A 24,497-nucleotide genomic window follows, 5' to 3' on the forward strand; every position below is an offset into this window, starting at 1 on the left:
GGTGGTGGAGGGTGCAGGACTTCAGACGCATCCGAGAGAGCGATACGCCTCGCGGGTCGTCGTGGCGACCCGGGCCCAGGTGCGTTCCCGCGTGACCATCGCGCGAGCGGCCGCTCCCCATTCGAGTCGTCGCTTATGACTGTAAAGCACCGTTTCGAGGGCATCTGCCCAAGCCCGGGGTGATTCAGGGGGAATTAGCTGCCCGTTAACCTCTGGTTTGACCAATTCCCTGATGGCGGTGAGATCACTTGCCAGTACGGGGATACCGCTCGCCATCGCTTCGACCGGTTTGAGAGGGGTCACCAGATGACACACCTGCTCGTCGGTGCGCGGCACCGCGAACACGTCCAACACAGCATGGAAATAAGGCACTTGGGTGTGCGGCACTCGTCCGGTGAACATGGCCGTGCCATCGTCCAGGCCCAGCCGTGCGGCCATCCGCCGCAGGGGCACGCGCTCAGGGCCGTCGCCCACGATCAGCAACCGCAGCCGAATTCCGCGCCGCCTGAGCTCAGCACCCGAACGGAGCAGTGTGCCAATCCCCTCGTGCGGGGTGAGACTGCTGACGGTGCCGACCACGAACTCGTCCGGGGCGATACCGAGGCGAGCACGCAGCCCCGCCCCGTCCGGCTGCGGAGCCAGGAAGGTGTCGTCCACGGCGTTCGGGACGATCAGCACCCGCTCGGCGGGGACACCGCGCGCCACGATCTCGGTCTTCATCGCGGCACCGAGGGTCAGGACCAGGTCGGCTTCCCGCATGCAGTGCGTCTCCAGCTCGCGTCGCATGCGGTAGACGGGATCCTGTCGACTGCGTGTCGGATCCTGCGTCAACCAGGTCTCCTCCAGAAAGCCCCGTACTTCGTATACCGCCGGCAGCCCGAAGGTTTCCCGCAGGGCGAGGGCTACCCGTCCGTTGCCGTGGTCGCTGGCCGCGTGCAGCACCGCGGGCCGGAGCCGTGCCACGAGTCGCGCGGCGAGTTCGGCGTTGCGGGCCAGTGCCGGACCCTGCCCGTAGGGCAGCCACACGGGCAGCAGCCGGTGCTGCGGCACACCGCATACGGTCTGCAGTGGGCTGGCGTCCACCACCCCCTGCGTCACCGGAAACCCGATCCGGGTCACGACGTGCGGGTCGAGCCCCGCGGCCCGCTGCGCCTCGGCGAGCTTCTGAGTACGCACGGTGTACCCGGCGTGGACGAACGGCAGCGAGTTGGTCACCACGTGCAGCACCCGTCCGGGCACGGGGCACACCGGCCGACCCGTGGGGGCGCTCACCCGGACGGCGGACGGAGCCGCGCCCGGCCCCGTCGTACGGGCCCGGGAGGACAGCCAGCGTTCCACCGGCCGTGTCCGGCGTCGCACGGGTTCCGGCAGCAGCCGTACACCGAGGAGCGCGGCCCTGGCGGGATCGTGGCGCAACTCGCCCCAGGCGACGGATGCGGCCAGACTGACAGCGCGGGGGACACGGCGGGACATGTCGCCACGGTAGGCCGAAGACCGCAGCACCGCCGCCCGCGCCGCCGCGGGAGCACACCCGTGCCGTGCACGCGCCTACGGCCCGGCTCACCCACCCCCCGCAGAGTCCCTTGACCACCCCTGATCCCGTGAGCCTCCGGTTGCCCTGGTCGTCCCTGACGGCCCCTGGCCGCCCCGGATTCCTCTGGTCCCCCTCCTGATCTCCCCGCGGACCGCCGACGAAAGGCGAGGACAATGAACGGCCGAGTACTCCATGTGGTCGGCACCCGGCCCAACTTCGTGAAGGCGGCACCAGTCGTCGCCGCGCTCGGGATGGCCGGGTGCGACCAGGTCCTGGTCCACACCGGGCAGCACTACGACACCCGGATGTCGGACGTGTTCTTCCGCCAGCTGGGACTTCCCCGACCGGACACCGATCTGGGCGTCGGTTCCGGCAGCCACGCTCGGCAGACCGCCGATCTGCTGGTGGCACTCGACGCCGAGCTGGCCGTCCGCGCACCAGCCCTGGTCGTGGTGTACGGCGACGTCAACTCGACGCTCGCCGCCGCCTTGGCCGCCGCCAAGCGGGATATCCCGGTCGCCCATGTGGAAGCGGGCCTGCGCAGCTTCGACATGACGATGCCCGAGGAGGTCAACCGCCGCCTGGTCGACCAGCTGGCCGAGCTGCTGTTCGCCACCAGCCCCGAGGCCATCGGCCATCTCGCCCGCGAAGGCGCCGACCCGGCCCGGACGTACCTCGTCGGCAACCCGATGATCGACACCCTGCTCACCCACCTGGACCTCTTCGACCCGGCCGCCGCGCGGACCACGTACGAACTGCCCGAACGCTACGGCGTGGTCACCCTGCACCGTCCCGCCAACGTCGATGATCCCCAGGCCGCCCGCGCCGCCGCGAGGACGCTCACCGAGGCAGCCCGCGCGCTCGACCTCGTCGTCCCCCTGCATCCCCGCGGCCGCGAGACGCTGCACGCGGCCGGCCTGGCTGCCGCGCCCGGTGTGCACCTCATCGAACCCCTCGGATACATCGAGTTCATGAGCCTCGTGCGCGGCGCGGCGGCCGTGATCACCGACTCGGGCGGGGTGCAGGAGGAGACCACAGTGCTCGGCGTACCCTGCCTGACGCTGCGCACCACCACCGAACGCCCGGTCACTGTCACTCACGGCACCAACCGGCTCGTCACGCACACCGAACTCGTGCCCGCCCTGTGCAAAACACTCGACGCGGGGCCGTCCGCACCCGCCGAAGGGCCGCCCCTGTGGGACGGCAGGGCCGGCGTCCGGATCGCCCGCGTCGTCACCCGCTGGTTGGAGCACCATGACTGACGCGACCCTCGGCTACGGGGACACCCGCGACCGCGAGCAGCACGAGCTCGCCCCCGATGGCCACCCCGGCCTCGACCGGGCCGGCAACGAGCTGTACCACGCGCTGCGGCTGGGCACGCTGCTCTCACTCGTCGGAGACCTCAGCAGCCCGGCAGCTCCCCTGTTCGTGCTCGACGCGGGTTGTGGCGAGGGCTCCTTCGCGCGGGCCTTGGCCCGCTGTGGACATCAGGTGGATGCCTTCGATGCCAGCGAGGAGGCCGTCGAACGGGCTCGCGCCGCCGGCGGAGGTCCGCACTACGCCCGGGCCCGGCTGGACGCATGGCGCAGCCCGTGGCCGTACGACGTCGTCCTGTGCATCGACGTCCTCTTCCATCTCCTCGACGACCCCGAGTGGTCGGCGGCGCTGCGCAACCTGGCCTCCCTGGTCCGACTCACCGGACAGCTGATCCTCACCGACGAGGACCGGACCGGGCCCCGCAAGCGCGACGACCACACGCTGCACCGGCCGACGGCCGCCTACCGCGCTGAACTTGAACCCCTCGGCCTGCGGCACACCGAGTTCCGGCCATACGGTTTCAGGGAGTCCGAGGTCGGCTTCCACGTCTTCACGAGGACCCGATGATGCGCCTGACCGATCTGCTCCACCCGCACCTGGACGGCGTCACCACGGTCATCGACGCGGCCCCTCACAGCCTGCGTCTCGCGCCCTACCTGCACCTCCCGGACGGTGTCGTCCTGCTCGACGACGATGGCGAACGACACATGGGGGAAGGCGAAATGGTACTCGTCCCGTACGGCCCGGACCCTGCTCTGTACGGCACCGAAGCCGACTGCCTCGCCGTACTGGAACGCCTCCGGCCCGGAGGGCGAGGCTTGCTCCTCTTCGGTCACCCCGGGCCGGAGCCGCCCTATCACCGGCTCCTGGACAGTCTGGTGGCTCACCGCTGCCAGGTGCTGCGCGCTGCCCCGCTCGACTACGCACACCTACACGCCGGTGCGGTTTTCGTGTGCCTCGGTACGGACGAACTCCTGCCGACGCACGACTGGTTCGGTCGCCCGGTGCCGCCGGACGGCTTCGCTGCCACGTTGCGCCTGGCCGGCGAGTACGTTCTCGCCGACCTCGTCTCCCGCTCGCTGCGGGCCCGCCACCTCGATCTTCAGCGCCGGGCGCAGGAGGCGGAACACCTGCGGGACGCCGCCCGTGAGGAGAGGCTCACCGACCGCCTGGCCGCCGCCGTCCAGGAGAAGGAACAACTGGCCGCCGCGCTGCGTGCGGCACGCGAGCGGGCCGGGGCGCTGGAGGCGCGGGTGGCCATGCTGGAGGGCTCGACCTCACTGAAGGTGGGCAAGGCGCTGGTTTCGGCGGCGCGCCGCCCGCGGCGTGCCGCGGTGACTCTGCCCAGGGAACTGTTCGGACTGTGGCGCGGGCGCACCGCGCACAAGCCGGTGCCGGCATCCCGCCCCGCCGGGGACGGCTCCACGGCCGTGGCCGCCGACGGGCGCCTCCACCTCGTTCACCGTGCCTTCTCCTGTGTGCCCCGCGACCGTCTGGTGATCGCCGGTGTGTTGACCGACCGCACCGCCGGGGACTTCGCGGCGGACGCCATCGTGAACCGGATGCTTCCGCACGACGCCGTCCTCCTGCTGCAACGCACCGACCCCGACGCGGTCGTGGTGCAGCTGAGCGCCTGCACGGGTGACGGACCCTGGTCGCTCCTGGGCACCGGCCTGGCTCCCGACCTGGACCGGAAGCTGGCCGAACTCCTCTCCCAGGCACGGGCTCTGGGCCGTCCGGCTGTCCTGTGGCGGGACGCCCCGGGGGCTGCAGCGCCGGGCCTCGCCCGGCTGACCTGGGACGCCGTGCTCGACGCCGGCACCGGCGTGTGTCTCTCCCGGCTCGACCCGGCCGAACACGGCAGGGAACGGCTGCGTGAGGTGTTCCAGCGGGACAGCACCCGGGTGCGGCTGGCGGAACTGGCCCGATTGGTGGGCGCCCCGGACCCGCTCGACCAGCGCCGGGTCGCCGTACTGGCTGAGCCGCGTGACCGGCACGACGTGGCCCGGCTGGTCGCACAGGTACTCGGCCAGCGGCACCGTCCGGCCGAAGTGGTCGTCGCGGACCCAGCGGGTCTGGAGGAACTCACCGGTGCGGGCGTTGCCGTCCGTACCGGGCTGCCCACCGCGCCCTGGACGGCGTACTGGACCGATCCGGCCGGAGAACGCCCGGACACCTTGCTGCTGGACCTGATGTGCGCTCAGGAACACTCAGGGGCGGACGCTTTGGGGCGTGCCGGAGCGGCAGCCGACTACACCTTCGTACCGGAACTGCGGTGGCCACTCCTCGTGCGCTCGTCCCTTCACACCGCGGGTACACCGCCGGAGACCTGGTGCGGCCAGGGATACCGTCTCTTCGCCGTATGCGGGAAGGAGCCGTCATGAGCCGGGTGGTACGGGCCCTGGTCTACGGCGATGTGGACCTCAACCTCATCGACGGCTCCGCCGTCTGGGCCCAGTCGACCGTGCAGGCGCTGTCGTTGGCGGGATGCGAGACCCGGCTGGTGCTCAAGGCCCCCGTGCGCACGGGACGGCTCACCGACCCGCTGGCCGGGCTGCCCGGGGTGACGGTGGTGCGGCCGGCCGAGGAACGGCTTGTCGACGGGCAGCGGGGCCGACCGCTGTCACCGGTGCAGGCCTCCCGGCTGCTCGCCCGGCTGGACCGCGAGGAGGCCTGTGACCTGCTGGTGCTACGCGGGCGCAGGCTCGTCGGTCAGGTCGTCGCCGACGGTCACTTCGGCGGGCGGATCTGGGCCTACCTCACCGACATCCCGCAGTCCGCCGCCACGATGACCGAGCAGGCCCGCGCGGAACTCGCCTCGATCGCCGTGGCGTCCCGGCGGCTCCTCTGCCAGACCGAGGAATTGCGCTGCCTGCTGGAAACCTGGGTGCCCGAGGCCTGCGGCCGGAGTGTGCTCTGCCCGCCGGCCGTGCCGGAACCCAGCTTTGAGGTCCCGTGCCGCGACCAGCCGCACGATCCGCTGCGGCTCGTCTATACCGGGAAGTTCGCACCGCTGTGGAACACCCTTCCCATGACCCAACTGCCCTCCTTGCTGGCCCGCCGGGGTGTGCATGTCGAACTGCACACCGTCGGCGACAAGATTCACGACGATCCCGCACAGCCCGGTTTCCGGGACGCGATGTTCCGGTCTCTGCACGGGGGGACCCCCGGCGTCCGGCACCACGGCGGGCAGCCTCGCGAGGAGGCGATGCGCATTGCCGCGGCCTGTGACCTCGGCCTCGGCTGGCGGGACCCGCTGCTCGACTCCAGCCTGGAACTGTCCACCAAAGTACTGGAGTTCGGCTCGCTCGGTCTGCCCGTCGTGCTGAACCGCACCCCCGCGCACGAGGCGCTGCTGGGAGTCGGCTACCCGCTCTACGTCGACGGCCGGGCCGGACCCGAGGACGCCGCCGCGGCCATTGCCCGTGCCGCCCGCGACCCCGGGGCCCGACGGCTCGCGGTCGACCGCTGCCGGGACGCCGCCGGACGGTACACCCTTGAGGCCGCCGCCGCCCGCTGGCGCACCCACCTCGATCAGGCCTTCCCACCCGCGCCTGCCGCCGTGACCGGGCGCACCCGCCCGCTGAGGGTTGGTGTGGCGGGCCATGACCTGAAGTTCTTCACCCGGATCCTCGATCACTTGCGTGCCCTGCCCGGACTCGACGTGCGCGTCGACGCCTGGCCCGCGCTTGCCGGGCACGACCCGGCTGCCAGCCGTGAACTGGCCGATTGGGCCGACGTGGTGATCGTCGAATGGTGTGGGCCGGCCGCCGTCTGGTACAGCCGCCACAAGCGGCGCGGCAGCCGGCTCGTGATCCGGCTCCACCGGTTCGAACTGGACGCCGTCTGGCCGCGACAGGTGGACATCGGTGCCGTCGACCAGGTGGTGTGCGTCAGCCCGTACTACGCCCGCCGCACCCTGGAACACACCGGTTGGCCGGCCGCCAAGGTCACGGTGGTACCCAACTGGGTGGATGCCGACCAACTCGATCGGCCGAAGACGCCCGGAGCCCAGTTCCGTCTCGGCATGATCGGGATCGCGCCCAGCCGCAAGCGCCTCGACCTCGGTCTGGACGTCCTCCAGACGCTGCGCGCCCGGGACCGGCGCTGGCACCTGTCGGTCAAGTCCCAACCGCCGTGGCAGTACTGGTGGATCTGGAACAAGGCCGAGGAGCGGGCGCACTACGACGCGATCCTGCGCCGAGTTCAGACCTCCCCGCTGCTACGAGGAGCGGTCGTCTTCGACGAGTTCGGCGCGGACGTGGCGGGTTGGCTGCGCCGGGTGGGGCACGTGCTGTCCACCAGCGACGACGAGAGCTTCCACCTTGCTCCGGCCGAGGGGATGGCCTCCGGTGCCGTACCGGCGCTGCTGCCGTGGCCCGGGGCGGACGAGATCTACGACCGGCGCTGGATCCATGACGGGCCGGCGGCGATGGCGGAGGCGATCGCCGCGCTGGGCGATCCGGCGACCTGGCGGGCAGCCGCTGGTCTGGCCCGGGCCCAGGTGCGGGAGTCCTATGCGCTGGACCGTGTGACGGCGGCTTGGACGGACCTCGTGACCGGCTGAGCCCGGCCCCGTGGAGCCGGGCACGGGTGCGCCCGTGCTCGGGTGGGCGACTGCGGGCGTTCGACCGGGGACGGGCGACCAACGGATCAGCCGGCCTCGCCGTACCCCGGTGCACCGGTCTCGGCGCGGTCCGCCGTCAGATAGGCGATCACCATGTCCCCGAGCATGGCGCGCAAGCGTTCCCGCCGCACCGGGTCCACCAGGTCCCGGCCGAACAGCGTGCCGAAGGTGTGCCGGTTGGCGACCCGGAAGAAGCAGAACGAGCTGATCACCGCGTGCAGGTCGACGGCGTCCACATCGGCCTTGAAGAGACCGGACTCCCGCCCAGCGGCCAGGATGCGGCGGATCACCTCCAGCGCCGGGGAAGCGATCCTGCCGAGCTTCTCGGAGCCCGCGATGTGGACGGCGCCGTGCATGTTCTCGATGCTGACCAGGCGGATGAAGTCCGGGTGCGCCTCGTGGTGGTCGAAGGTTACCTCGGCCAGCCGCCTGATCGCCGCCACCGGCTCCAGATGTTCGACGTCCAGCTGCTGCTCGGCCTGCCGGATCACCTCGTAGGCACGTTCCAGCGCGGCCGTGAACAGCTGCTCCTTGCCGCCGAAGTAGTAGTAGATCATCCGCTTGGTGGTGCGGGTGCGGGCCGCGATCTCGTCGACCCGGGCGCCGTCGTAGCCGGCCCGCGCGAACTCCTGCGTGGCCACATCGAGGATCTCGGCCTTGGTGCGGGCCGCGTCGCGCACCCTTCCCTCAGGGCGTGCCGGCTCATCGACGCTGGTCATCGGATTCCTTCGGGCCTTGGAACACCTGGGGCGCGCGTTTGCGTGCCGGTGATTGTAGAAGCAGGGGCTGTCCTTCCTCGCTCCACCTCGCTCCGAGGGGGCCACCGGACCGGTCCGGTGGCCCCCTCGGAGCGGACCGGTGCGCCACATCGACGGGGTCCGTCCCCCTCAACGCGGCGCACCGGCGGTGGGCTGCCCGGGCCGGTCAGTCCGTCTTCTCGACGGCGTGGCCGCCGAACTGGTTGCGCAGCGCGGCGATCATCTTCATCTGCGGCGAGTCCTCCTGCCGGGAGGCGAACCGGGCGAACAGGGACGCGGTGATCGCGGGCAGCGGCACCGCGTTGTCGATCGCGGCCTCCACGGTCCAGCGTCCCTCACCGGAGTCCTCGGCGTAACCGCGCAGGCCTTCCAGGTGCTGGTCCTCGTCCAGGGCGTTGACCGCCAGGTCCAGCAGCCAGGAACGGATGACGGTGCCCTCCTGCCAGGAACGGAACACCTCCCGGACGTTCTCCACCGAGTCGACCTTCTCCAGCAGCTCCCAGCCCTCGGCGTAGGCCTGCATCATCGCGTACTCGATGCCGTTGTGGACCATCTTCGAGAAGTGCCCGGCACCGACCCGGCCCGCGTGGACGAAGCCGTACGGGCCTTCCGGCTTGAGCGCGTCGAACACCGGCCGCAGCCGTTCCACCCGCTCCTTGTCGCCACCGACCATGAGGGCGTAACCGTGCTCTAGGCCCCACACGCCACCGGAGACACCGGCATCGACGAAGCCGATACCCCTGACCCCGAGTTCGGCGGCGTGCTTCTCGTCGTCCGTCCAGCGGGAGTTTCCGCCGTCGATCACCGTGTCGCCGGGGGACAGCAGGTCCCGCAGCTCATCGATGACGGTCTGGGTGGCGGTGCCTGCGGGCACCATCACCCACACGTGGCGGGGTGCGTCCAACTGCCCGACCAGTTCGGCAAGGCTCTTGACGTCGCTGAGTTCGGGGGTGCGGTCGTAGCCGACGACGGTGTGGCCTGCGCGGCGGATCCGCTCGCGCATGTTGCTGCCCATCTTGCCGAGACCCACGATGCCCAACTGCATGGCTGTCATGACCGGATTCACTTTCTGAGAGAACGGTAGGCAGCGACCAGGGCCGTGGTGGACGGGTCGAGGCCGGGTACGGCGGTGCCCTCGGTCAGGGCGGGTGCCACACGCTTGGCGAGGACCTTGCCGAGTTCCACGCCCCATTGGTCGAAGGAGTCGATGTTCCAGATGGCGCCCTGCACGAACACCTTGTGCTCGTAGAGCGCGATCAGCTGGCCGAGGACCGAGGGGGTCAGCTCGGTGGCGAGGACTGTGGTGGTGGGGTGATTGCCGCGGAAGGTGCGGTGCGCCACCTGCCCGTCGGGCACGCCCTCGGCGCGGACCTCGTCGGCGGTCTTGCCGAAGGCGAGGGCCTGGGTCTGGGCGAAGAAGTTGGCCATCAGCAGGTCGTGCTGGGCCCTGACCTCCCCGCTCAGTTCGGCGACCGGCTCGGCGAAGCCGATGAAGTCCGCCGGGATCAGCTTGGTGCCCTGGTGGATCAACTGGTAGTAGGCGTGCTGCCCGTTGGTTCCCGGGGTGCCCCAGACGACCGGACCCGTCTGCCACTCGACCCGGTGACCGTCCCGGTCGACCGACTTGCCGTTGGACTCCATGTCCAGTTGCTGCAGGTACGCGGTGAACCTGGACAGATAGTGGCTGTACGGCAGGACAGCGTGCGACTGGGCGTCGAAGAAGTTGCCGTACCAGATGCCGAGCAAGCCCATCAGCAGCGGGGCGTTGGCCTCGGCGGGGGCGGTGCGGAAGTGGTCGTCGATCAGGCGGAAGCCGTCGAGCATCTCCCGGAACCGGTCCGGGCCGATGGCGATCATCAGGGAGAGGCCGATCGCGGAGTCGTACGAGTACCGACCGCCCACCCAGTCCCAGAACTCGAACATGTTGGCCGTGTCGATGCCGAAACCGGCCACCTTCTCGGCGTTGGTGGACAGCGCGACGAAGTGCTTGGCCACCGCGGACGCGTCACCGAGCGCGTCCAACAGCCACGTCCGCGCGGAGGTCGCGTTGGTGATCGTCTCGATCGTGGTGAACGTCTTGGAGGCGATGATGAACAGAGTCTCGGCCGGGTCCAGGTCGCGGGTGGCCTCGTGCAGGTCGGCACCGTCCACGTTCGACACGAAACGGACGGTCAAGGTGCGGTCGGTGAAGCTGCGCAGTGCCTCGTACGCCATCGCGGGCCCCAGGTCCGAGCCGCCGATGCCGATGTTGATCACGTTCTTGATGCGCTTGCCGGTGTGACCGGTCCAGGCGCCGGAACGGACCTGTTCGGCGAAGCCGGCCATCTTGTCCAGCACGGCGTGCACCTTCGGGACGACGTTCTCTCCGTCGACCTCGATCACCGCGTCGCGGGGAGCGCGCAGCGCGGTGTGCAGCACGGCCCGGTTCTCGGTGATGTTGATCTTCTCGCCGCGGAACATCGCGTCCCGCAGCGCGAACACCCCCGTGGCGGTGGCGAGTTCCCGGAGCATGACCAGGGTCTCGTCGGTGATCAGGTGCTTGCTGTAGTCGATGTGCAGGTCGCCGGCTTTGACGACGTATCGTTCGGCGCGGCCGGGATCCGTCGCGAACAGCTCGCGCAGGTTCGGCTGTCCCCCCGCGCGGTGGTCGGCCAGTGCCGTCCACTCGGGCCGCCGGGTGGGCTTCGGTGTGATGGACGGGGCGTCGGGCATGTCAGGCGTTCTCCTTGCCGGCCTCGCCCTTGAGGGCGATGGCGTACATCTCGTCGGCGTCGAGGCGGCGTAGCTCCTCGGCGATGAGTTCAGAGGTGGGGCGAACCTTCAGGGCGAGGGTGCGCGACGGCTGCCCCGGCAGGGTCAGGGTCGCGAGCGGGCCCTCGGGGCGGTCGATGACGATCTCGCCGGAGCCGGTGCCGAGGCGCACGGCGGTGACGACCGGTCCGGCGGTGACCACGCGGTCCACGGGCACCCCCAGGCGGGCCTCCAGCCAGCGGGCCAGTAGTTCGGCGCTGGGGTTCTCCGCTTCGGCCTCGACGGCCGCCGACGTCACCCGCACGCGGGCCTGGTCCAGGGCGGCGGCCAGCATCGAACGCCACGGCGTGAGCCGGGTCCAGGCCAGGTCGGTGTCGCCGGGCGCGTAGTTCAGCATCCGCGTCTGCAGGACCTCCAACGGCCGGTCGACGGCGTACAGGTCGGTGATCCGGCGCTGGGCCAGGGCGCCGAGCGGGTCCTGTGACGGCGTGTCCGGCGCGTCCACCGGCCACCACACGACCACCGGGGCGTCCGGCAGCAGCAGCGGAAGCACGACCGAGCCTGCGTGGTCGGACACCTCGCCGTAGGTGCGCAGCACGACCGTCTCACCGGTGCCGGCCTCGGAGCCGACCCGGACTTCGGCGTCCAGCCTTGAGTGCGTGCGGTCGCGCAGGGTGCGAGCGTGCCGCTTGATCACTACCAGGGTGCGCGAGGGATGCTCGTGCGAGGCCTGTTCGGCCGCTCGGATGGAGTCGTAGGCGTTCTCCTCGTCCGTGACGATGACCATCGTCAGGACCATGCCGACGGCGGGGGTGCCGATGGCACGGCGGCCCCGCACCAGCGCCTTGTTGATCTTGCTTGCCGTGGTGTCGGTCAGGTCGATCTTCATGGCCTGCGCCAGCTCCGTCCGTCGTGTGCGAGCATCTCGTCGGCTTCCCTCGGTCCCCAGCTGCCCGACGCGTACTGTGCCGGTCTGTCGTGCGCCGTCCAGTACTCCTCGATCGGGTCGAGGATCTTCCAGGACTCTTCCACTTCCTGGTGACGGGGGAACAGATTGGCGTCGCCGAGCAGTACGTCCAGGATGAGCCGCTCGTACGCCTCCGGGCTCGACTCGGTGAACGACTCGCCGTAGGCGAAGTCCATGGAGACGTCCCGGATCTCCATCGAGGTGCCCGGCACCTTGGAGCCGAACCGTACGGTCATGCCCTCGTCCGGTTGGACGCGGATGACGATCGCGTTCTGCCCCAGCTCCTCGGTGGCGGTGTGGTCGAAGGGGGAGTGCGGGGCCCGCTGGAAGACAACCGCGATCTCGGTCACGCGGCGCCCGAGCCGTTTGCCGGCGCGCAGGTAGAAGGGGACGCCCGCCCAGCGGCGGTTGTCGATCCCCAGCTTGATCGCCGCGTACGTGTCGGTCTTCGACCGGGGGTCGATGCCCTCCTCCTGGAGGTAGCCGACGACCTTCTCGCCGCCCTGCCAGCCGTCCGCGTACTGGGCCCGCACGGTGTACCGGCCGAGGTCCTTCGGTAGCCGCACCGATGTGAGCACCTTCAGCTTCTCGGTGAGCAGCGCCTCCGCGTCGAACGCGATCGGTTCCTCCATGGCGGTCAGGGCCATCAGTTGCAGCAGGTGGTTCTGGATGACGTCCCGGGCGGCGCCGATGCCGTCGTAGTAGCCGGCCCGGCCGCCGATACCGATGTCCTCGGCCATGGTGATCTGCACGTGATCGACGTAGGACCGGTTCCACACCGGCTCGTACATCTGGTTGGCGAAGCGGAGCGCCAGGATGTTCTGAACGGTCTCCTTGCCCAGGTAGTGGTCGATGCGGAAGACCTGGTCCGGCTCGAAAACGTCGTGCACGATGGTGTTCAGCTCACGGGCACTGGCCAGGTCGTGGCCGAACGGCTTCTCGATGACCGCGCGCCGCCATGCACCTTGGGGCGGGTTCGCCAGTCCGTGCTTCTTCAACTGCTGGACGACCTTGGGGAAGAACCTCGGCGGCACCGAGAGGTAGAAGGCGAAGTTGCCGCCGGTGCCTCGGGAGGAGTCCAGGTCCTCCACGGCGTCCTTGAGCTGCTTGAAGGCGTCGTCGTCGCCGAAGTCGCCGGGAACGAACCGCATGCCCTCGGAGAGCTGCTGCCACACCTCCTCACGGAAGGGGGTGCGGGAGTGCTCACGCACCGCGTCGTGTACGACCTGCGCGAAGTCCTGGTCCTCCCAGTCCCGTCGGGCGAATCCGACCAGGGAGAAGCCCGGCGGCAGCAGCCCGCGGTTGGCCAGGTCGTACACGGCCGGCATCAGCTTCTTGCGGGACAGGTCACCGGTCACGCCGAAGATGACCAGACCGGACGGGCCCGCGATCCGGGGGAGGCGGCGGTCTCGGGCGTCCCGCAGCGGGTTCACCCAGTCGGGGGCCGAGGCTGCCGGGACGCGCACCTCTTGGGGTGCCTGGGCGGAGGCATCGTCGGTCATCGGGGGTCGACTCCCTTGTTGTCCAGCGACTCGGCGACGGCGCCCAGCAGGTCCTGCCAGGCTGCCTCGAACGTGGTGCTGCCCCGTTCCTCCACCTGCCGGGCGTCGTCGGAGGAGATCCCGAGCTGCTCGACGGCGGCCAGGCGGGCCCGGGCCCGTGCGTAGCCGCCGGGCGAAAGTCCGTCCAGCCGGACGGAGGCCCCCTCGTCCGACAGCCGCTTGAGGGCTCCGGCGGTCGTGCATGTTTCGGTCACGGTCACGTTAGTCATCTCTCTCGTCGCGTTCGTCGTCGGACTTCTCGTGGACTTCTCGTCGCTGTTCGTGCCGTGCTCGCCGCCACGGCGGGTCGGTTTCGGGGCGGGCGCTAGGTAGCGGCTCGCGGGCACCCGTGTGCCGATTCCCGCGCTCCGTGGCCGCTCCTGCGCGGCCATGGCCGCTGCTTCCCGGAGTCCCCCGCCGTGGTGATCACCTCCGGGACGTTCGTCGAGACTCGCGCAACTCGTAGCCGCCCCCGGCCGAGTCCTCGTTCGGCGTGTGGACCGGCACGCCCTGGTGGATGAGCGCGAGCCCGCGTGAGGCGGGGTTCGTGGCGTGCCTTTTCAGGATCTCGGCCCAGGTGACGGCGGTCTCGTTGACGTCCGCTGGGCGGACGACGTTCAGCCCGGGGATCCCGTGTGAACGCGGTCGCGGTGTCGCGCACACCGATCTCGGCCGACCCAATCCAGGTCAGCTGGGGCATGGAGCATCACCTTCTGAAAGATTGCATACGCCACGGGAGCCAGGCCGATCGCGGTACCCGGGCGGCTGTGCCGGCCTTCTCCACGGCATCAGCCGCCAGCAGATGGGCGGTGTCCACGGCACGCCGATCGAGGCCGGTCCACTCCAAGCCGACGGAGGTCTGAGTCGCCATCTTCAGGAAATCCTTGTTTGATGCATGGATGCTGGCCGCACATGTTCAAGACTAAAAGTCTGACTTTTTTGAGGGTAGGTCGGGGTGCGTCAACCTGTGGAGCGTCATGAGTCTGGGACGGTGAACGCACGACAGGGGTGGTGGCGCGAAAAGGGCATGGCCGACAAAGAGCCCCGAGCCGCGGGTGGTGGCACCGCGGATGGTGGCACCGCGGGTGGTGGCACCGCGGGTGGTGGCACGGCTGGTGGCAGGGACGAAGACGGGGTCGGGGGAGGGCACGCAGGCCCCCGCACCGGTCCGTGAAGTTTCCGATGTTCGCTAGGCCTACCGTCAGCATCACTCGACGACTGGGACGCCACCGCCGGCGCCAACCGCGCCTACCAGTTCTCCGGTGAGCTCACACTGGCCATCGTCCCGGTCGACGGCGAGACGCTGCTGGGCGCGGTCACCGCTCTGCGCCTCCGTCTCGTTGACGAACCCACGGAGGAGCCGGTCCTCGGACGGCTGGGCGGCGAGCCTTACTGGCTCCAAAGCGACGAGACTCCCGACTGCCCATCGTGCGTCACCCGCATGACGTTCACCTCTTCAACTGCCGGCCCTGCAGCGAGGCCGCGTTCCTCTGGCAGCGCCGAGGCCATCCCAAGGATCACGCTGCGTGCGTAGCTCAGAGAAGTCTGCATCCGCTGTCCCGCCCTGCGACCCGATCCCCAGCGGATGCCCCGATTGGAGGAGATCCACGCGCACCTGCTTGATCGGCTCCTGAAGGTCAAGGGACAGGGGCGGCTCGGCGAGGTCGCCGCGGTCGAGGCCGGCCTCGCCGCCGCCGAGCAGAAACTCACCGTCATGCGCGACCTCGCGGCCAGGCACGCCACCGTCCACGTCGGCATGCCCGACTTCCGTAGGAGAGCCGGACGTCTCATCAGCGGCGTCGTCATCGTTCCTGCCGCCTTCTTCTTCGTGGCCCTCGGCCCGTAATCGGCGCAGGTGGTCTTCGCTCACGGAGCAGCCGATCCGGCGTCCACCGTGCCGCTGGGCCAGATGCTCCAGGCTCTCGGGCTCGGCCTGATCTCCTTCTCTGCGCAGTACATGCTGCTGCGCGGCTTCGCTGCCTTCGAGGACACCCGGTCCCCGTTCTGGATGGCCGTGTGGATCAGCACGGCGAACACCGCCTTGGCCAGCGCCTGCCACCCGCTGATGCCACCCGCGTTGCGGCCACGGCCGAGCGGACACACGGGCCGCGCACGCGGCGGTCCTGAGCAGCCCGTGCGAGCGGAGGTGGGACGGGCCGGAAGCGCGTGCGTCCGGACGCGTCACGCCGGTTGGGGGATGACCGTGCTCGGGCCGTCGGGAGGGGGCCGCTACGGGGTCGACCCACCGGTGAGAGCTCCCTGGCGACGCTGCCGTGTCCGAGCCCTTCGTATCAGTGCCCGAAGCCGAACCAGTTCACGTTCACGAAGTCGGCCGGCTGGCCGCTGGTGAAGGTGAGGTACACGTCGTGGGTGCCGGTCACCGCGCTGATGTTGGCCGGGATCGTCTGCCAGGACTGCCAGCCGCCCGTGCCGGCGACGGCGAAACTGCCGACGGGGGCGTTGCTCCGGCTGTCCAGGCGTACCTCGACCAGGCCGCTGATGCCGCTCGCGGCACCGCTCGCGACCCGCGCGTAGAGCTGTTTCGCCGCCATCGAGCCGAAGTGAACGCCCTGGTAGAGGGCCCAGTCGCCGTTGGCGATGTACCCGACGTCCTGACCGCCACCGGTGTCCGTGGTGCTCTCGGTGCTGATGCCGGATTGGCTGTCGTAGGACTCCGCCTGTATGACCCCGTAGGCGTCCCGGTTGCCGGAGGGCGGGGGAGTGGTGTTGCTTCCGCCGCCCGAGGACCGCAGGACCTGCACGTAGTCGACGACCATGGGGCGGCCCGACGCAGTCCCGCTGTCCGGGCCGCCGCCGAACGCGGCGGGGAAACCGCCGCCCATGGCCACGTCGAGGATGAGGAAGAAGCCGTGATCGGTGGCGTCGGCCCACGTCGTTGCGTCGACCTGGTTCGCCTTCACTGTATGGAAGTTGACGCCATCGAGAGAGAAGCGGATCTCCTCGGGGCTGGTGGAGCGGTCCCACTCCATCGCGTAGGTGTGGAAGCCGGACTGGCAGGTGACACCGGCGCAGGAGGTGGAGTCGCCGATGCCGGAGGTCTCGTTGCACGGGCCGCCCGGGCTGGTGCCGCAGTGCATGGTCGCCCAGTCGGTGTTCAGTCCCTGGACGTTCTCCATGATGTCCAGTTCGCCGATGTCCGGCCAGTTCCAGTAGTTACCGCGGAATGGCGTTCCCAGCATCCAGAATGCGGGCCAGTAGCCCTTGGCGGCGGTGCCGGTGACGTTGGGCATCTGGATCCGTGCCTGCACCCGCAGCTTGCCGCCGGCCGGCGGTTGGAAGTCGGTGCGCGTCGTCTCGATCCGGCCGGACGTCCAGTTGCCGGCGGCATCGCGGAGCGGGGTGATGCGCAGGTTGCCGTTGCCGTCCAGTGCCACGTTACTGGTGCTCGATGTCATCGTCTCGACCTCGCCCGTGCCCCAGGCGGCGGCTCCGCCCGGGTACGAAGTCCCGGTGTCGTACAGCCAGTTTGTCGTGTCGACGGCAGAGCCTGCCGGGCCGTTGAAGTCGTCCGCGAAGACCTGCGTCCAGCCCGGAGGGGGCGAGGGCGCGGATGCGTCCGCAGGCGTGGTGGCGGTCGTAGCGACTGCCGCGGCTAGACCGATCGTGGTGATGACGGCGACGATGGCGCGCCGGAAGGGCCGGGGCCTGGGCGTACCGGAGGATGCGCTCATGGGGAGCCTCTCGGATGCGGAGGTGTGCGTGCGGGAATTAGTGAGAGCGCTCCCATGGAGCGTCTGAGAGCGCTCTCACAATGCTGCCAATGTGCTCTCCGCCCCAGCAGTCGTCAAGACTTGAAGCGAGTAAAGTGCTTGTTCCGCATGGGAGTTCACGGGGTGAAGTCGTGGCGCAGGTGGCGTTCCGCGGTGGGGTTCGGATCATCGGAGTCGCAAGACAAGCCGGACGTTCTGCGCCCCACGCCGGCGGCGGAGCGTCCGTACGGGCCCGACCGACTTGCGGCCGTCGGCGGAGGCGGGCACGTGGCCGGCACCCCCACCGGGTGCCGGTTTGGGCCTCGACTCTGGATTGGGCTTCGGGAACAGGCTCGTCACCGTGAGACCTGATCGGGACCGACGGCGGGTTGGTCTCCCACACTGACCATCCGCGGCACTTGGCTCGCTGGGCATGCGGCGGTGTGAGCTTTGGTGATCCCGCGCGGTGAAAGTGATCCGCGAGGTGAGCGACGGTGGCGAGTAGTGTTCGCCGAAGCCGAAGCCGAAGCCGAAGCCGAAGCCGAAGCCGAAGCCGAAGCCGAAGCCGAAGCCGAAGCCGAAGCCGAAGCCGAAGCCGAAGCCGAAGCCGAAGCCGAAGCCGAAGCCGAAGCCGAAGCCGAAGCCGAAGCCGAAGCCGAAGCGGTCGTGACGGGAGCGGCGGGAAGGATGCAGTCGTGAAACTGTCGATTCTGGGCGGCGGCGGATTCAGGGTGCCGCTGGTATACGGCGCACTGCTGACCGACCACGACGAGGGGCGGATCACCGAGGTGGTGCTGCATGATGTGGACGACCGTCGACTGTATGCAGTAACCCGTGTACTGGCTGAACAGGCCGCGGGTATCCCGTATGCACCCGCGGTGAGTGCCACCACCAACCTTGATGAGGCTCTGGGCGGAGCCGATTTCGTTTTCTCTGCGATCCGAGTCGGCGGCCTGGAGGGCCGGGCAAACGACGAGCGGGTGGCCCTCGCCGAAGGCGTGCTCGGGCAGGAGACGGTCGGCGCGGGAGGCATCGCCTACGGTCTGCGCACCGTCCCCGTCGCCGCCGACATCGCCCGGCGCGTGGCCCGCCTCGCCCCGGACGCCTGGGTCATCAACTTCACCAATCCTGCCGGCCTGGTCACCGAGGCGATGTCTCGCCATCTCGGTGACCGCGTCATCGGCATCTGCGACTCACCGGTCGGCCTCGGCCGTCGTATCACCCGTGTCCTCGGGACCGACCCGAAGCACGCCTTCGTCGACTACGTCGGCCTGAACCACCTCGGATGGGTGCGTGCCCTGCGGGTCGCCGGCCGTGACGAACTGCCCCGCCTGCTCGGTGATCCGGTGCTGCTCGGCTCCTTCGAGGAGGGCAGGCTCTTCGGAGCCGACTGGCTGCAGTCGCTCGGCGCGATCCCCAACGAGTACCTGCACTACTACTACTTCAACCGGGAGACCGTGCGCGCCTACCAGGAGGTGGAGAGGACCCGGGGTGCCTTCTTGCGCGACCAGCAGGCCCGGTTCTACACGGAGGCGTGTGCCCCCGGCGTCTCCGCGCTGCGAGCCTGGGACCGCACCCGCGCCGAGCGTGAGGCGACGTACATGGCAGAGAACCGGGAGAGCTCCGGCGCGGGCGAACGTGAGCCCGTTGATCTGTCCGGCGGGTACGAGAAAGTCGCCCTCGCCCTGATGCGGGCCATCGCCCGCGATGAACGCGTCACCTTGATCCTCAACGTGCGCAACCGCTACACCCTGCCCGTCCTCGATGCCGACGCGGTCATCGAGGTGCCCTGTCTGGTCGACGCGAGCGGCGCCCATCCCTTGGCCGTCGACCCGCTGCCCGGTCATGCCACCGGCCTGGTCTGCGCGGTCAAGGCCGTCGAACGCGAGGTGCTCGCCGCCGCGGAGTCCGGTTCCCGTGCGACGGCGGTGAAGGCGTTCGCGCTGCATCCACTGGTCGACTCGGTCTCCGTGGCCCGCAGGCTGGTCGAGGGCTACGCCGAAGTTCATCCCGGCCTGTCATATCTTGAATGAGCGCCTGTGCCCAGGCTTTCCTGGGTGACCTCCACGCGTGGCGAACCCAACCGGAAAGACACAGTCGGAAGCCGCCCCCCGCTCCAGCGGCAGGCTGAAACAGGTCTTGTGCCCGGTCGTCTCCAGCTCTGCTACGAAGGAGAGGAGTTGGAGACGACCGGACTTCGCTACCAGGGAGGTACGGCGCGCCCACCGACCTGACCGCCTCGTAGGCGGTCGCCCTGTCCTCGACCACGGCCACTGCAGCCACTGCCTGCCGCGCGGTCGTGGGGATTTCGCCGCAGCTGGTCCACGAAGAACACGTTCTCCGCGTAGGGGGGAGCCGGACGCGTATGCGAGAGGGCATGCAGGCCGCCCTTCGGAGCGTGCGGGCAGGTGGAAGCGGCTCGTCCCGGGCAGGAGGGAGGCAGGGACACCGGACGGCCTCTGTGTACGAGATATGCGAGGCGGCCCTGGTGTCGGGAGACCATGGGGCTTGCGGGAGCCGTGGGTGCAACACGCGTGTGGCGGATCGGTGTGGACCGGTCGATGGGCCCGCGGGGACAGCCGCTGGCCGAGGCAGCGCGGCCGGGGCGTCTCTTGTCCCCTGCCCGGAAGTGTGTTCTGGTGGTGCCGGCGGGCTGATCATCGGGAGGGGCACGGGGTGGAGTCGACGGCGGGGCCGGGGCAGCTGCTGGCCATCAGCGACCTGCACATCAGCTATCCGGAGAACCGTGCCTTGGTGGAACAGATGCGCCCTAGTAGCGGCGACGACTGGCTGATCGTGGCCGGTGACATCGCGGAGACCGTCGCAGACATCCGCTGGGCCCTGACCGTCTTCGCGGGCCGGTTCCGCAAAGTGCTGTGGGCGCCAGGCAACCACGAGTTGTGGACTCACCCGCGTGACTCCGTCAAACTGCGCGGCGTCGCCCGCTACGAACATCTGGTCGAGCTGTGCCGGGAACTGGGGGTGGTGACGCCAGAGGACCCCTACCCGGTGTGGCAGGGACCCGGCGGTCCGGTTGCCGTCGCCCCGCTGTTCCTTCTGTACGACTACTCGTTCTTGCCGGCTGGCTGTGCCACGAAGGCGGAGGGCTTGGCCTACGCCGAGAGCACGGGCATCGTCTGCAGTGACGAGTATCTGTTGCACCCGGACCCGTACCCGACCCGGGAGGACTGGTGCCGGGCGCGGGTCGCCGAGACGGAGCGCAGACTTGCCGCGCTGCCCGAGGACCTGCCGACCGTGCTGGCGGGCCACTACCCGCTGGATCGGCATCCCACCCAAGTCCTGTGGCACCCCGAGTTCGCGATGTGGTGCGGTACGGAGCTGACCGCGGACTGGCACCGCCGGTTCCGCGTCGCCACCATGGTCTACGGCCATCTACACATCCCCCGCACCACCTGGCACGACGGAGTCCGCTTCGAAGAGGTCTCCGTGGGCTATCCCCGCGAGTGGCGCAAACGTCCCGGATCCCCGGGAAGATTGCGTCGCGTCCTGCCGATGGAGGTTGAAACCGGTGATCGAGGAGTTGCTCCCGGAGCCGGTCGTGGCCGTGGAAGCGCACGGTGACGACCCGCTGTGGGACGCCCCGCTCTACCCGGAGGAAGAGGCGCTCGTCGCACGGGCCGTGGCCAAGCGCCGCCGCGAGTTCGCGGGCGTGCGCGGGTGCGCACGACGCGCCATGGAGAAGCTCGGTGTGCCACCGCAGCCCGTGGTCAGCGGCGAGCGGGGCGCACCCTGCTGGCCAGCCGGCCTGGTCGGCAGCATGACCCATTGCGACGGCTACTGCGCCGCCGCTCTGGTCCGTGCCGTGGACCTGGCCTCTCTGGGCATCGACGCCGAACCGCACGGGCCGCTTCCCGAGGGTGTCGGCGCCAGCGTCTTCTTGCCCGCCGAGGCCGAGCGGCTCGCCCGGCTCACCGGCTGGCGGGCCGACGTGCACTGGGACCGGATCCTGTTCAGCGCCAAGGAGTCCGTCTACAAGGCGTGGTACCCCCTCACCCGAAAGTGGCTGGACTTCTCCGAGGCCGACATCACCTTGCACACGGAGGTGAGCGGTGGGCTGGGAGGCGTCCTCCACGCCGAACTTCTGGTCCCCGGCCCCCTGGTCGGCGCCCACCAGCTGCAGGCCTTCAACGGCCGGTGGACGGTACGCGACGGAGTGGTGGCCACGACCGTCGCAGTACCGTGGCCCTGACGGGACTGGCGTCCGGCCCCAGGGCCCGCGGTGTTCCTCCGCGGCCCGGGGCGTCCGGAAGGCGTCGGTAGAACCGTCGTCGTCACTGCGGCTGGTGCCTGTCTGGTTCCCAGCACCCGCCCCGCATCGCCGTAGTCATCGCACGGCGTGCGTCACGGCAGCGGCGGTCTTCCGGCGGCCGGTGCGGGCGGGCACCACCCCCTGAGCAGCCGGAAGAAGACTTCCTCGTTGCCCGCGAGGCCCGTGCATGCGAGGGCCTGTTCTGCCTCAGCGAGTACGGCGGGCGGGACGACGGCTGGCCGGTCGTCGTCCGGTGAGTCGTCGAAGGCGGCGCGCACCGTATGGAGCAGCCGCAGATAGGCCTGTACGGCGGTGCGCTCACGGTCGGTCAGTACGGTGGTGGGCATCGGTCGGCTCTCCCCGAGCGGGCGTCACGATCACGCGCCTTGCGGCGCCGTGCGCCGCGCTGTACGGCGCACGTACCCAGCTTGCCGCTCGCCACTGACAACGTCGCCCGGCTTCGCCCCGTTTCGCCCGCTCGGCGGAGGCGAACCGCTCGGACTCCCGACGGCGTCCGGCCTGCCGTGCGGTGCCGCTTCCCCTCCGCGCCGAACGGGCCCGGACGGGCTCGCATCGCGGCGCACCCGCTGCGGTGCCTCCGAGTCAGCCCTGCGGCCCCGGATAGCCCAAGGACGCCTCGATGCGCCCGGCCACGTCGTCGCGCTGCACCGGTCCGCGTAGCGCCGAACCCGCGAGCCACGTACGGCACTTGCTGGCCAGCAGCAGGCCGAAGGCCTCGGCCTCCCGTTCCTCGGCGAGGTCGAACCGGCTACGGGCCGCGACCCGGTGCACCGTTGCCTGCAGCGCGGCCTGGTCGGTGTAGTCCTGCAACAGTCGTGTGGCGACTTTGACTCCGTCCGCGTGATGACCGGAGTGGTCGGCCTGCATGTGCCACAACTCGTGGCCCAGGATCACTAACTGGTGGTCCGGTGCAGTGCGTTCCTCCACGACGACGACATCGCGATCGGTCAGGTCCAGCCACAATCCACTCGCCGTGCCCGGTGGGAAGACAGCTGTCCGGAAATTCACCGGGCGGCCGCGGCGCCGGCTCATCGCCTCGCACAGCGTCCGGTACAGCTCCTGCGGTGGTACGGGAACCGGTAGGGTCAGTCCGCCCACCAGTTCGCTGCACAGCCGGCGCATGTCCCTGCCGATGCCCACAGTCCTCCCCCGGCTCACAACTCGGGCCGCTTGACGCTCTCCAGGAGCATGTCGAGCCACTCCGCGACCTTGTCCCGGTGCTGGTCGGTGGGCAGCTGTGCAGCCCGCCAGGCGATTCCGCGCACCCCATGGTCCTGCAGCAGGCGCTCCAGTGGATCCTCGACGGCTCTGGCCCCGGCCCTGGTCCCGGCCGCGGTCCCGGCCGCGGCTCGCTCGCGGTCGGCGAGTTTCTGCAGCAGCTCCTGCTCGGCACGCTGCAACGTGCCCGCCAGCGCCTCCGGGTCCTCCGCGGTGAGGAAGCCGGCGTGCACCCGGAAGAACCGCTGCAGCGCGTCGCAGTGCTCCATGGTGGGCCGCCGGTCCCCGTTGATGAGGGCGCCGGCCTGTTGCCGGGACATACCCGCCCCGTCGGCGATCTCCTGCTGGGTGTATTTGCGGCCATTGGACTTCAGCCGGGTGCGACGCAAGAGGTCCAGGCGCTGCAGAAAGCGTGCCTGGACGTCCGGTTCCCCCGCCGACCGCCCGCTGAGGAGGGCTTTGACCACCGGCTCGGGAACCCCGCAGGCGATGGAGAGCCGCGCGACGTCGAAGACCTCGGCGTGCGGGACGCCGAGGCGATCGGCGAGCGTGCTGACGCGGGCGACGACGGCCGGCAGCTGGGCGGTCGCCGTGGCGCCCGGATCCTCGTAGCCATCCGTCACCGACAGAACTCCTACGTCTCTTGAGGGCCTCAGACGCGTGCCTGCTTGCCGCAAGCGGTCGCCGTGAACTTCCCGGAGAGTAGCCGGTGCCTCGAACTCACATCCAGGTGTCGCCACAACTGTGGCGAATTTCAGCCGTCAACCGTCGTGAAATGCCACGATAGTTGACACCGCTCGGGGTGGGGCAGCAGGATCGCATCGCCGCGTGAAGGCCGCAGAGGCAAGAGGGGTGACCTCCCGATGGCATATCAGGCAGGAGGGCAAGGGCCGGCGCCGCGGCCCGTCCCCGAGACCCGCGAGACACAGGAGTACCTCCAGGACTACGCCGCTCTGCTGGAGTCCCTTCCCTTCCCGTCCCTGGTCGTGGACCACCGTTGGGACGTGGTTTTGGCCAACGGCTCCTTCGAGACACTCTTCCGTGGGGTGCGCCCCCACCCGACGGCCATGCCCGGGAACAACTTCTTGCGGTTCGTCCTGTTCCATCCCGACGCGGCTGACATCCTCGGCGAGCATGAACCGGGCTGGTGCCTGCCGATGCTGGCTCACCTCAGGATGGCGCTCGACATGTACGCTCACGACCATGAACTGCAGTCCGTCCGCCGGGATATAGCCCAGGATCCGATCATGGAGGCTGCTTACCGGCAGGGACTGCCGCACTGGCTCCGGGCCGTGGGCGAGGGCGCGAGTCGACTCGACGGGGCCGTCCGGTTGCTCCTCCACCCCGATCCGCGCCGGGGCACCACCGAGTGCCGCCTCGTCGAGGAGACACCGCAGACCCTGCGGGGCCTCGGCTACCGGCGCCTGACCATGGTCCTGCGCGATGCCCGCCGGGCGGCTGCGCCGGCGCGTCGCGCGCGTCGCCGGCCGCGCGGCACCGGCGCGCACCTCGCGGTCGTCCCGGTCGCCGAAGGCTGACCCGGTACCGCCGGTGTTCAGGTCACCGACGGTACCGGGCAGGCCGTGCCGGCGCCGCCGCGCGCCCAGGACGGGGCAGGCTGCCCCGGGGCCGGGGGAGCACCCGCGGACTGTCCGCACCAGCGGCGCACCGTGGTGCCCGTGCCTGACCTACGGCACCGGAGCGGACCCTCCCGACAGCGGTCCGCAGGCACGGGAGCCCATCCGGCCCGGTCCGGAATGACCCGGCCGTGCCCGCCCCCCCC

Annotated in this window: 21 protein-coding genes and 2 pseudogenes; 10 read left to right on the plus strand and 13 right to left on the minus strand. The window is 70.1% G+C overall.

Annotation, left to right across the window (positions count from 1 at the left end; genetic code table 11):
- Positions 1-21: 21 nt before the first annotated feature.
- Positions 22-1,473, minus strand: coding sequence for a glycosyltransferase family 4 protein (locus LK06_RS28350; RefSeq protein ID WP_078859068.1), 1,452 nt, complete (start codon positions 1,471-1,473; stop codon positions 22-24).
- 234 nt (positions 1,474-1,707) lie between these two features.
- On the opposite strand from LK06_RS28350, the gene wecB reads away from it, so the two are divergent.
- Genes wecB through LK06_RS28370 form a run of 4 tightly spaced genes read left to right on the plus strand, consistent with a single transcriptional unit; the run spans position 1,708 to position 7,418 of the window.
- Complete coding sequence (gene wecB, locus LK06_RS28355; RefSeq protein ID WP_043435266.1) at positions 1,708-2,796, plus strand: non-hydrolyzing UDP-N-acetylglucosamine 2-epimerase; 1,089 nt, start codon at positions 1,708-1,710, stop codon at positions 2,794-2,796.
- Entirely contained in the window at positions 2,789-3,418 is a 630-nt protein-coding gene (locus LK06_RS28360; RefSeq protein ID WP_052270312.1) for a class I SAM-dependent methyltransferase, read from the plus strand. Before wecB ends, LK06_RS28360 begins: the two co-directional genes overlap by 8 nt.
- Positions 3,415-5,235: a hypothetical protein gene (locus tag LK06_RS28365; protein WP_043406383.1), complete on the plus strand. Its 1,821-nt coding sequence runs from the start codon at positions 3,415-3,417 to the stop codon at positions 5,233-5,235. The genes LK06_RS28360 and LK06_RS28365 overlap by 4 nt, the downstream gene beginning before the upstream one ends.
- A complete protein-coding gene (locus LK06_RS28370; protein ID WP_174673947.1) occupies positions 5,232-7,418 on the plus strand; it encodes a glycosyltransferase in 2,187 nt (728 codons plus the stop codon). The genes LK06_RS28365 and LK06_RS28370 overlap by 4 nt, the downstream gene beginning before the upstream one ends.
- An 86-nt stretch (positions 7,419-7,504) precedes the next feature.
- Here the strand turns inward: LK06_RS28370 and LK06_RS28375 are convergent, their stop codons facing one another.
- The 8 genes and pseudogenes from LK06_RS28375 to LK06_RS33505 form a co-directional block, all read right to left on the minus strand.
- Positions 7,505-8,197 carry a TetR/AcrR family transcriptional regulator gene (locus LK06_RS28375; protein ID WP_052270311.1) on the minus strand — a complete coding sequence of 231 codons (693 nt, stop codon included), beginning with the start codon at positions 8,195-8,197 and terminating at the stop codon, positions 7,505-7,507.
- A gap of 205 nt (positions 8,198-8,402) precedes the next feature.
- On the minus strand, positions 8,403-9,281 hold the full coding sequence (gene gnd, locus LK06_RS28380; RefSeq protein ID WP_071659308.1) for a phosphogluconate dehydrogenase (NAD(+)-dependent, decarboxylating): 879 nt from the start codon (positions 9,279-9,281) through the stop codon (positions 8,403-8,405).
- A gap of 17 nt (positions 9,282-9,298) precedes the next feature.
- Complete coding sequence (gene pgi, locus LK06_RS28385; RefSeq protein ID WP_086083537.1) at positions 9,299-10,948, minus strand: glucose-6-phosphate isomerase; 1,650 nt, start codon at positions 10,946-10,948, stop codon at positions 9,299-9,301.
- A 1-nt stretch (position 10,949) separates the two neighbouring features.
- The gene (gene opcA, locus LK06_RS28390; RefSeq protein WP_039655395.1) at positions 10,950-11,876 is read right to left on the minus strand and encodes a glucose-6-phosphate dehydrogenase assembly protein OpcA; all 927 of its coding nucleotides are present in this window, start codon (positions 11,874-11,876) and stop codon (positions 10,950-10,952) included.
- Positions 11,873-13,456, minus strand: coding sequence for a glucose-6-phosphate dehydrogenase (zwf, locus tag LK06_RS28395; protein ID WP_039655396.1), 1,584 nt, complete (start codon positions 13,454-13,456; stop codon positions 11,873-11,875). The genes opcA and zwf overlap by 4 nt, the downstream gene beginning before the upstream one ends.
- Positions 13,453-13,716, minus strand: coding sequence for a hypothetical protein (locus LK06_RS28400; RefSeq protein WP_039655397.1), 264 nt, complete (start codon positions 13,714-13,716; stop codon positions 13,453-13,455). The genes zwf and LK06_RS28400 overlap by 4 nt, the downstream gene beginning before the upstream one ends.
- Positions 13,717-14,157: 441 nt before the next feature.
- Positions 14,158-14,366 (minus strand): annotated as a pseudogene (locus LK06_RS28405) (transketolase); the annotation flags it as partial.
- A 336-nt stretch (positions 14,367-14,702) separates the two neighbouring features.
- Entirely contained in the window at positions 14,703-14,897 is a 195-nt protein-coding gene (locus LK06_RS33505; protein ID WP_039655398.1) for a hypothetical protein, read from the minus strand.
- 378 nt (positions 14,898-15,275) lie between these two features.
- Here LK06_RS33505 and LK06_RS34640 point away from each other — a divergent pair.
- Positions 15,276-15,566, plus strand: a pseudogene (locus LK06_RS34640) (lipid II flippase MurJ); the annotation flags it as partial.
- A gap of 220 nt (positions 15,567-15,786) precedes the next feature.
- Here the strand turns inward: LK06_RS34640 and LK06_RS28425 are convergent.
- Positions 15,787-17,187 carry a glycoside hydrolase family 16 protein gene (locus LK06_RS28425; protein ID WP_043404807.1) on the minus strand — a complete coding sequence of 467 codons (1,401 nt, stop codon included), beginning with the start codon at positions 17,185-17,187 and terminating at the stop codon, positions 15,787-15,789.
- Between the two features lie 522 nt (positions 17,188-17,709).
- Here LK06_RS28425 and LK06_RS33895 point away from each other — a divergent pair.
- From LK06_RS33895 to LK06_RS28445, 4 genes are all read left to right on the plus strand, one after another.
- Positions 17,710-17,904 (plus strand): hypothetical protein, encoded by a 195-nt coding sequence (locus tag LK06_RS33895; RefSeq protein WP_167747929.1) that lies wholly within the window; start codon positions 17,710-17,712, stop codon positions 17,902-17,904.
- Entirely contained in the window at positions 17,901-19,238 is a 1,338-nt protein-coding gene (locus LK06_RS28435) for a 6-phospho-beta-glucosidase (RefSeq protein WP_039655401.1), read from the plus strand. Before LK06_RS33895 ends, LK06_RS28435 begins: the two co-directional genes overlap by 4 nt.
- 643 nt (positions 19,239-19,881) lie before the next feature.
- Entirely contained in the window at positions 19,882-20,787 is a 906-nt protein-coding gene (locus tag LK06_RS28440; RefSeq protein ID WP_043432237.1) for a metallophosphoesterase family protein, read from the plus strand.
- A complete protein-coding gene (locus LK06_RS28445) occupies positions 20,735-21,415 on the plus strand; it encodes a 4'-phosphopantetheinyl transferase family protein (protein WP_174673948.1) in 681 nt (226 codons plus the stop codon). The genes LK06_RS28440 and LK06_RS28445 overlap by 53 nt, the downstream gene beginning before the upstream one ends.
- A gap of 152 nt (positions 21,416-21,567) precedes the next feature.
- On the opposite strand, the gene LK06_RS28450 is transcribed toward LK06_RS28445, so the two are convergent.
- From LK06_RS28450 to LK06_RS28460, 3 genes are all read right to left on the minus strand, one after another.
- A complete protein-coding gene (locus LK06_RS28450; protein WP_039655403.1) occupies positions 21,568-21,822 on the minus strand; it encodes a hypothetical protein in 255 nt (84 codons plus the stop codon).
- A 256-nt stretch (positions 21,823-22,078) separates the two neighbouring features.
- Positions 22,079-22,618 (minus strand): hypothetical protein, encoded by a 540-nt coding sequence (locus LK06_RS28455; protein WP_039655459.1) that lies wholly within the window; start codon positions 22,616-22,618, stop codon positions 22,079-22,081.
- Between the two features lie 32 nt (positions 22,619-22,650).
- Complete coding sequence (locus tag LK06_RS28460) at positions 22,651-23,337, minus strand: helix-turn-helix domain-containing protein (protein WP_043432234.1); 687 nt, start codon at positions 23,335-23,337, stop codon at positions 22,651-22,653.
- Positions 23,338-23,577: 240 nt separating this feature from the next.
- Here LK06_RS28460 and LK06_RS28465 point away from each other — a divergent pair, with 240 nt between their 5' ends.
- A complete protein-coding gene (locus tag LK06_RS28465) occupies positions 23,578-24,252 on the plus strand; it encodes an MmyB family transcriptional regulator (RefSeq protein ID WP_043432231.1) in 675 nt (224 codons plus the stop codon).
- The last annotated feature ends 245 nt before the right edge of the window (positions 24,253-24,497 follow it).

Origin of the sequence: Streptomyces pluripotens, assembly GCF_000802245.2 — a bacterium.
Taxonomy (GTDB): domain Bacteria; phylum Actinomycetota; class Actinomycetes; order Streptomycetales; family Streptomycetaceae; genus Streptomyces; species Streptomyces pluripotens.

Coding starts and splice junctions, on each gene's coding strand:
- LK06_RS28360 (WP_052270312.1), top strand. CDS start 2,789: ATGACTGACGCGACCCTCGGCTACGGGGACACCCGCGACCGCGAGCAG.
- LK06_RS28370 (WP_174673947.1), top strand. CDS start 5,232: ATGAGCCGGGTGGTACGGGCCCTGGTCTACGGCGATGTGGACCTCAAC.
- zwf (WP_039655396.1), bottom strand. CDS start 13,456: ATGACCGACGATGCCTCCGCCCAGGCACCCCAAGAGGTGCGCGTCCCG.
- wecB (WP_043435266.1), top strand. CDS start 1,708: ATGAACGGCCGAGTACTCCATGTGGTCGGCACCCGGCCCAACTTCGTG.
- gnd (WP_071659308.1), bottom strand. CDS start 9,281: ATGCAGTTGGGCATCGTGGGTCTCGGCAAGATGGGCAGCAACATGCGC.
- LK06_RS28375 (WP_052270311.1), bottom strand. CDS start 8,197: ATGACCAGCGTCGATGAGCCGGCACGCCCTGAGGGAAGGGTGCGCGAC.
- opcA (WP_039655395.1), bottom strand. CDS start 11,876: ATGAAGATCGACCTGACCGACACCACGGCAAGCAAGATCAACAAGGCG.
- LK06_RS28365 (WP_043406383.1), top strand. CDS start 3,415: ATGATGCGCCTGACCGATCTGCTCCACCCGCACCTGGACGGCGTCACC.
- LK06_RS28455 (WP_039655459.1), bottom strand. CDS start 22,618: ATGCGCCGGCTGTGCAGCGAACTGGTGGGCGGACTGACCCTACCGGTT.
- LK06_RS28465 (WP_043432231.1), top strand. CDS start 23,578: ATGGCATATCAGGCAGGAGGGCAAGGGCCGGCGCCGCGGCCCGTCCCC.
- LK06_RS28450 (WP_039655403.1), bottom strand. CDS start 21,822: ATGCCCACCACCGTACTGACCGACCGTGAGCGCACCGCCGTACAGGCC.
- pgi (WP_086083537.1), bottom strand. CDS start 10,948: ATGCCCGACGCCCCGTCCATCACACCGAAGCCCACCCGGCGGCCCGAG.
- LK06_RS28350 (WP_078859068.1), bottom strand. CDS start 1,473: ATGTCCCGCCGTGTCCCCCGCGCTGTCAGTCTGGCCGCATCCGTCGCC.
- LK06_RS28425 (WP_043404807.1), bottom strand. CDS start 17,187: ATGAGCGCATCCTCCGGTACGCCCAGGCCCCGGCCCTTCCGGCGCGCC.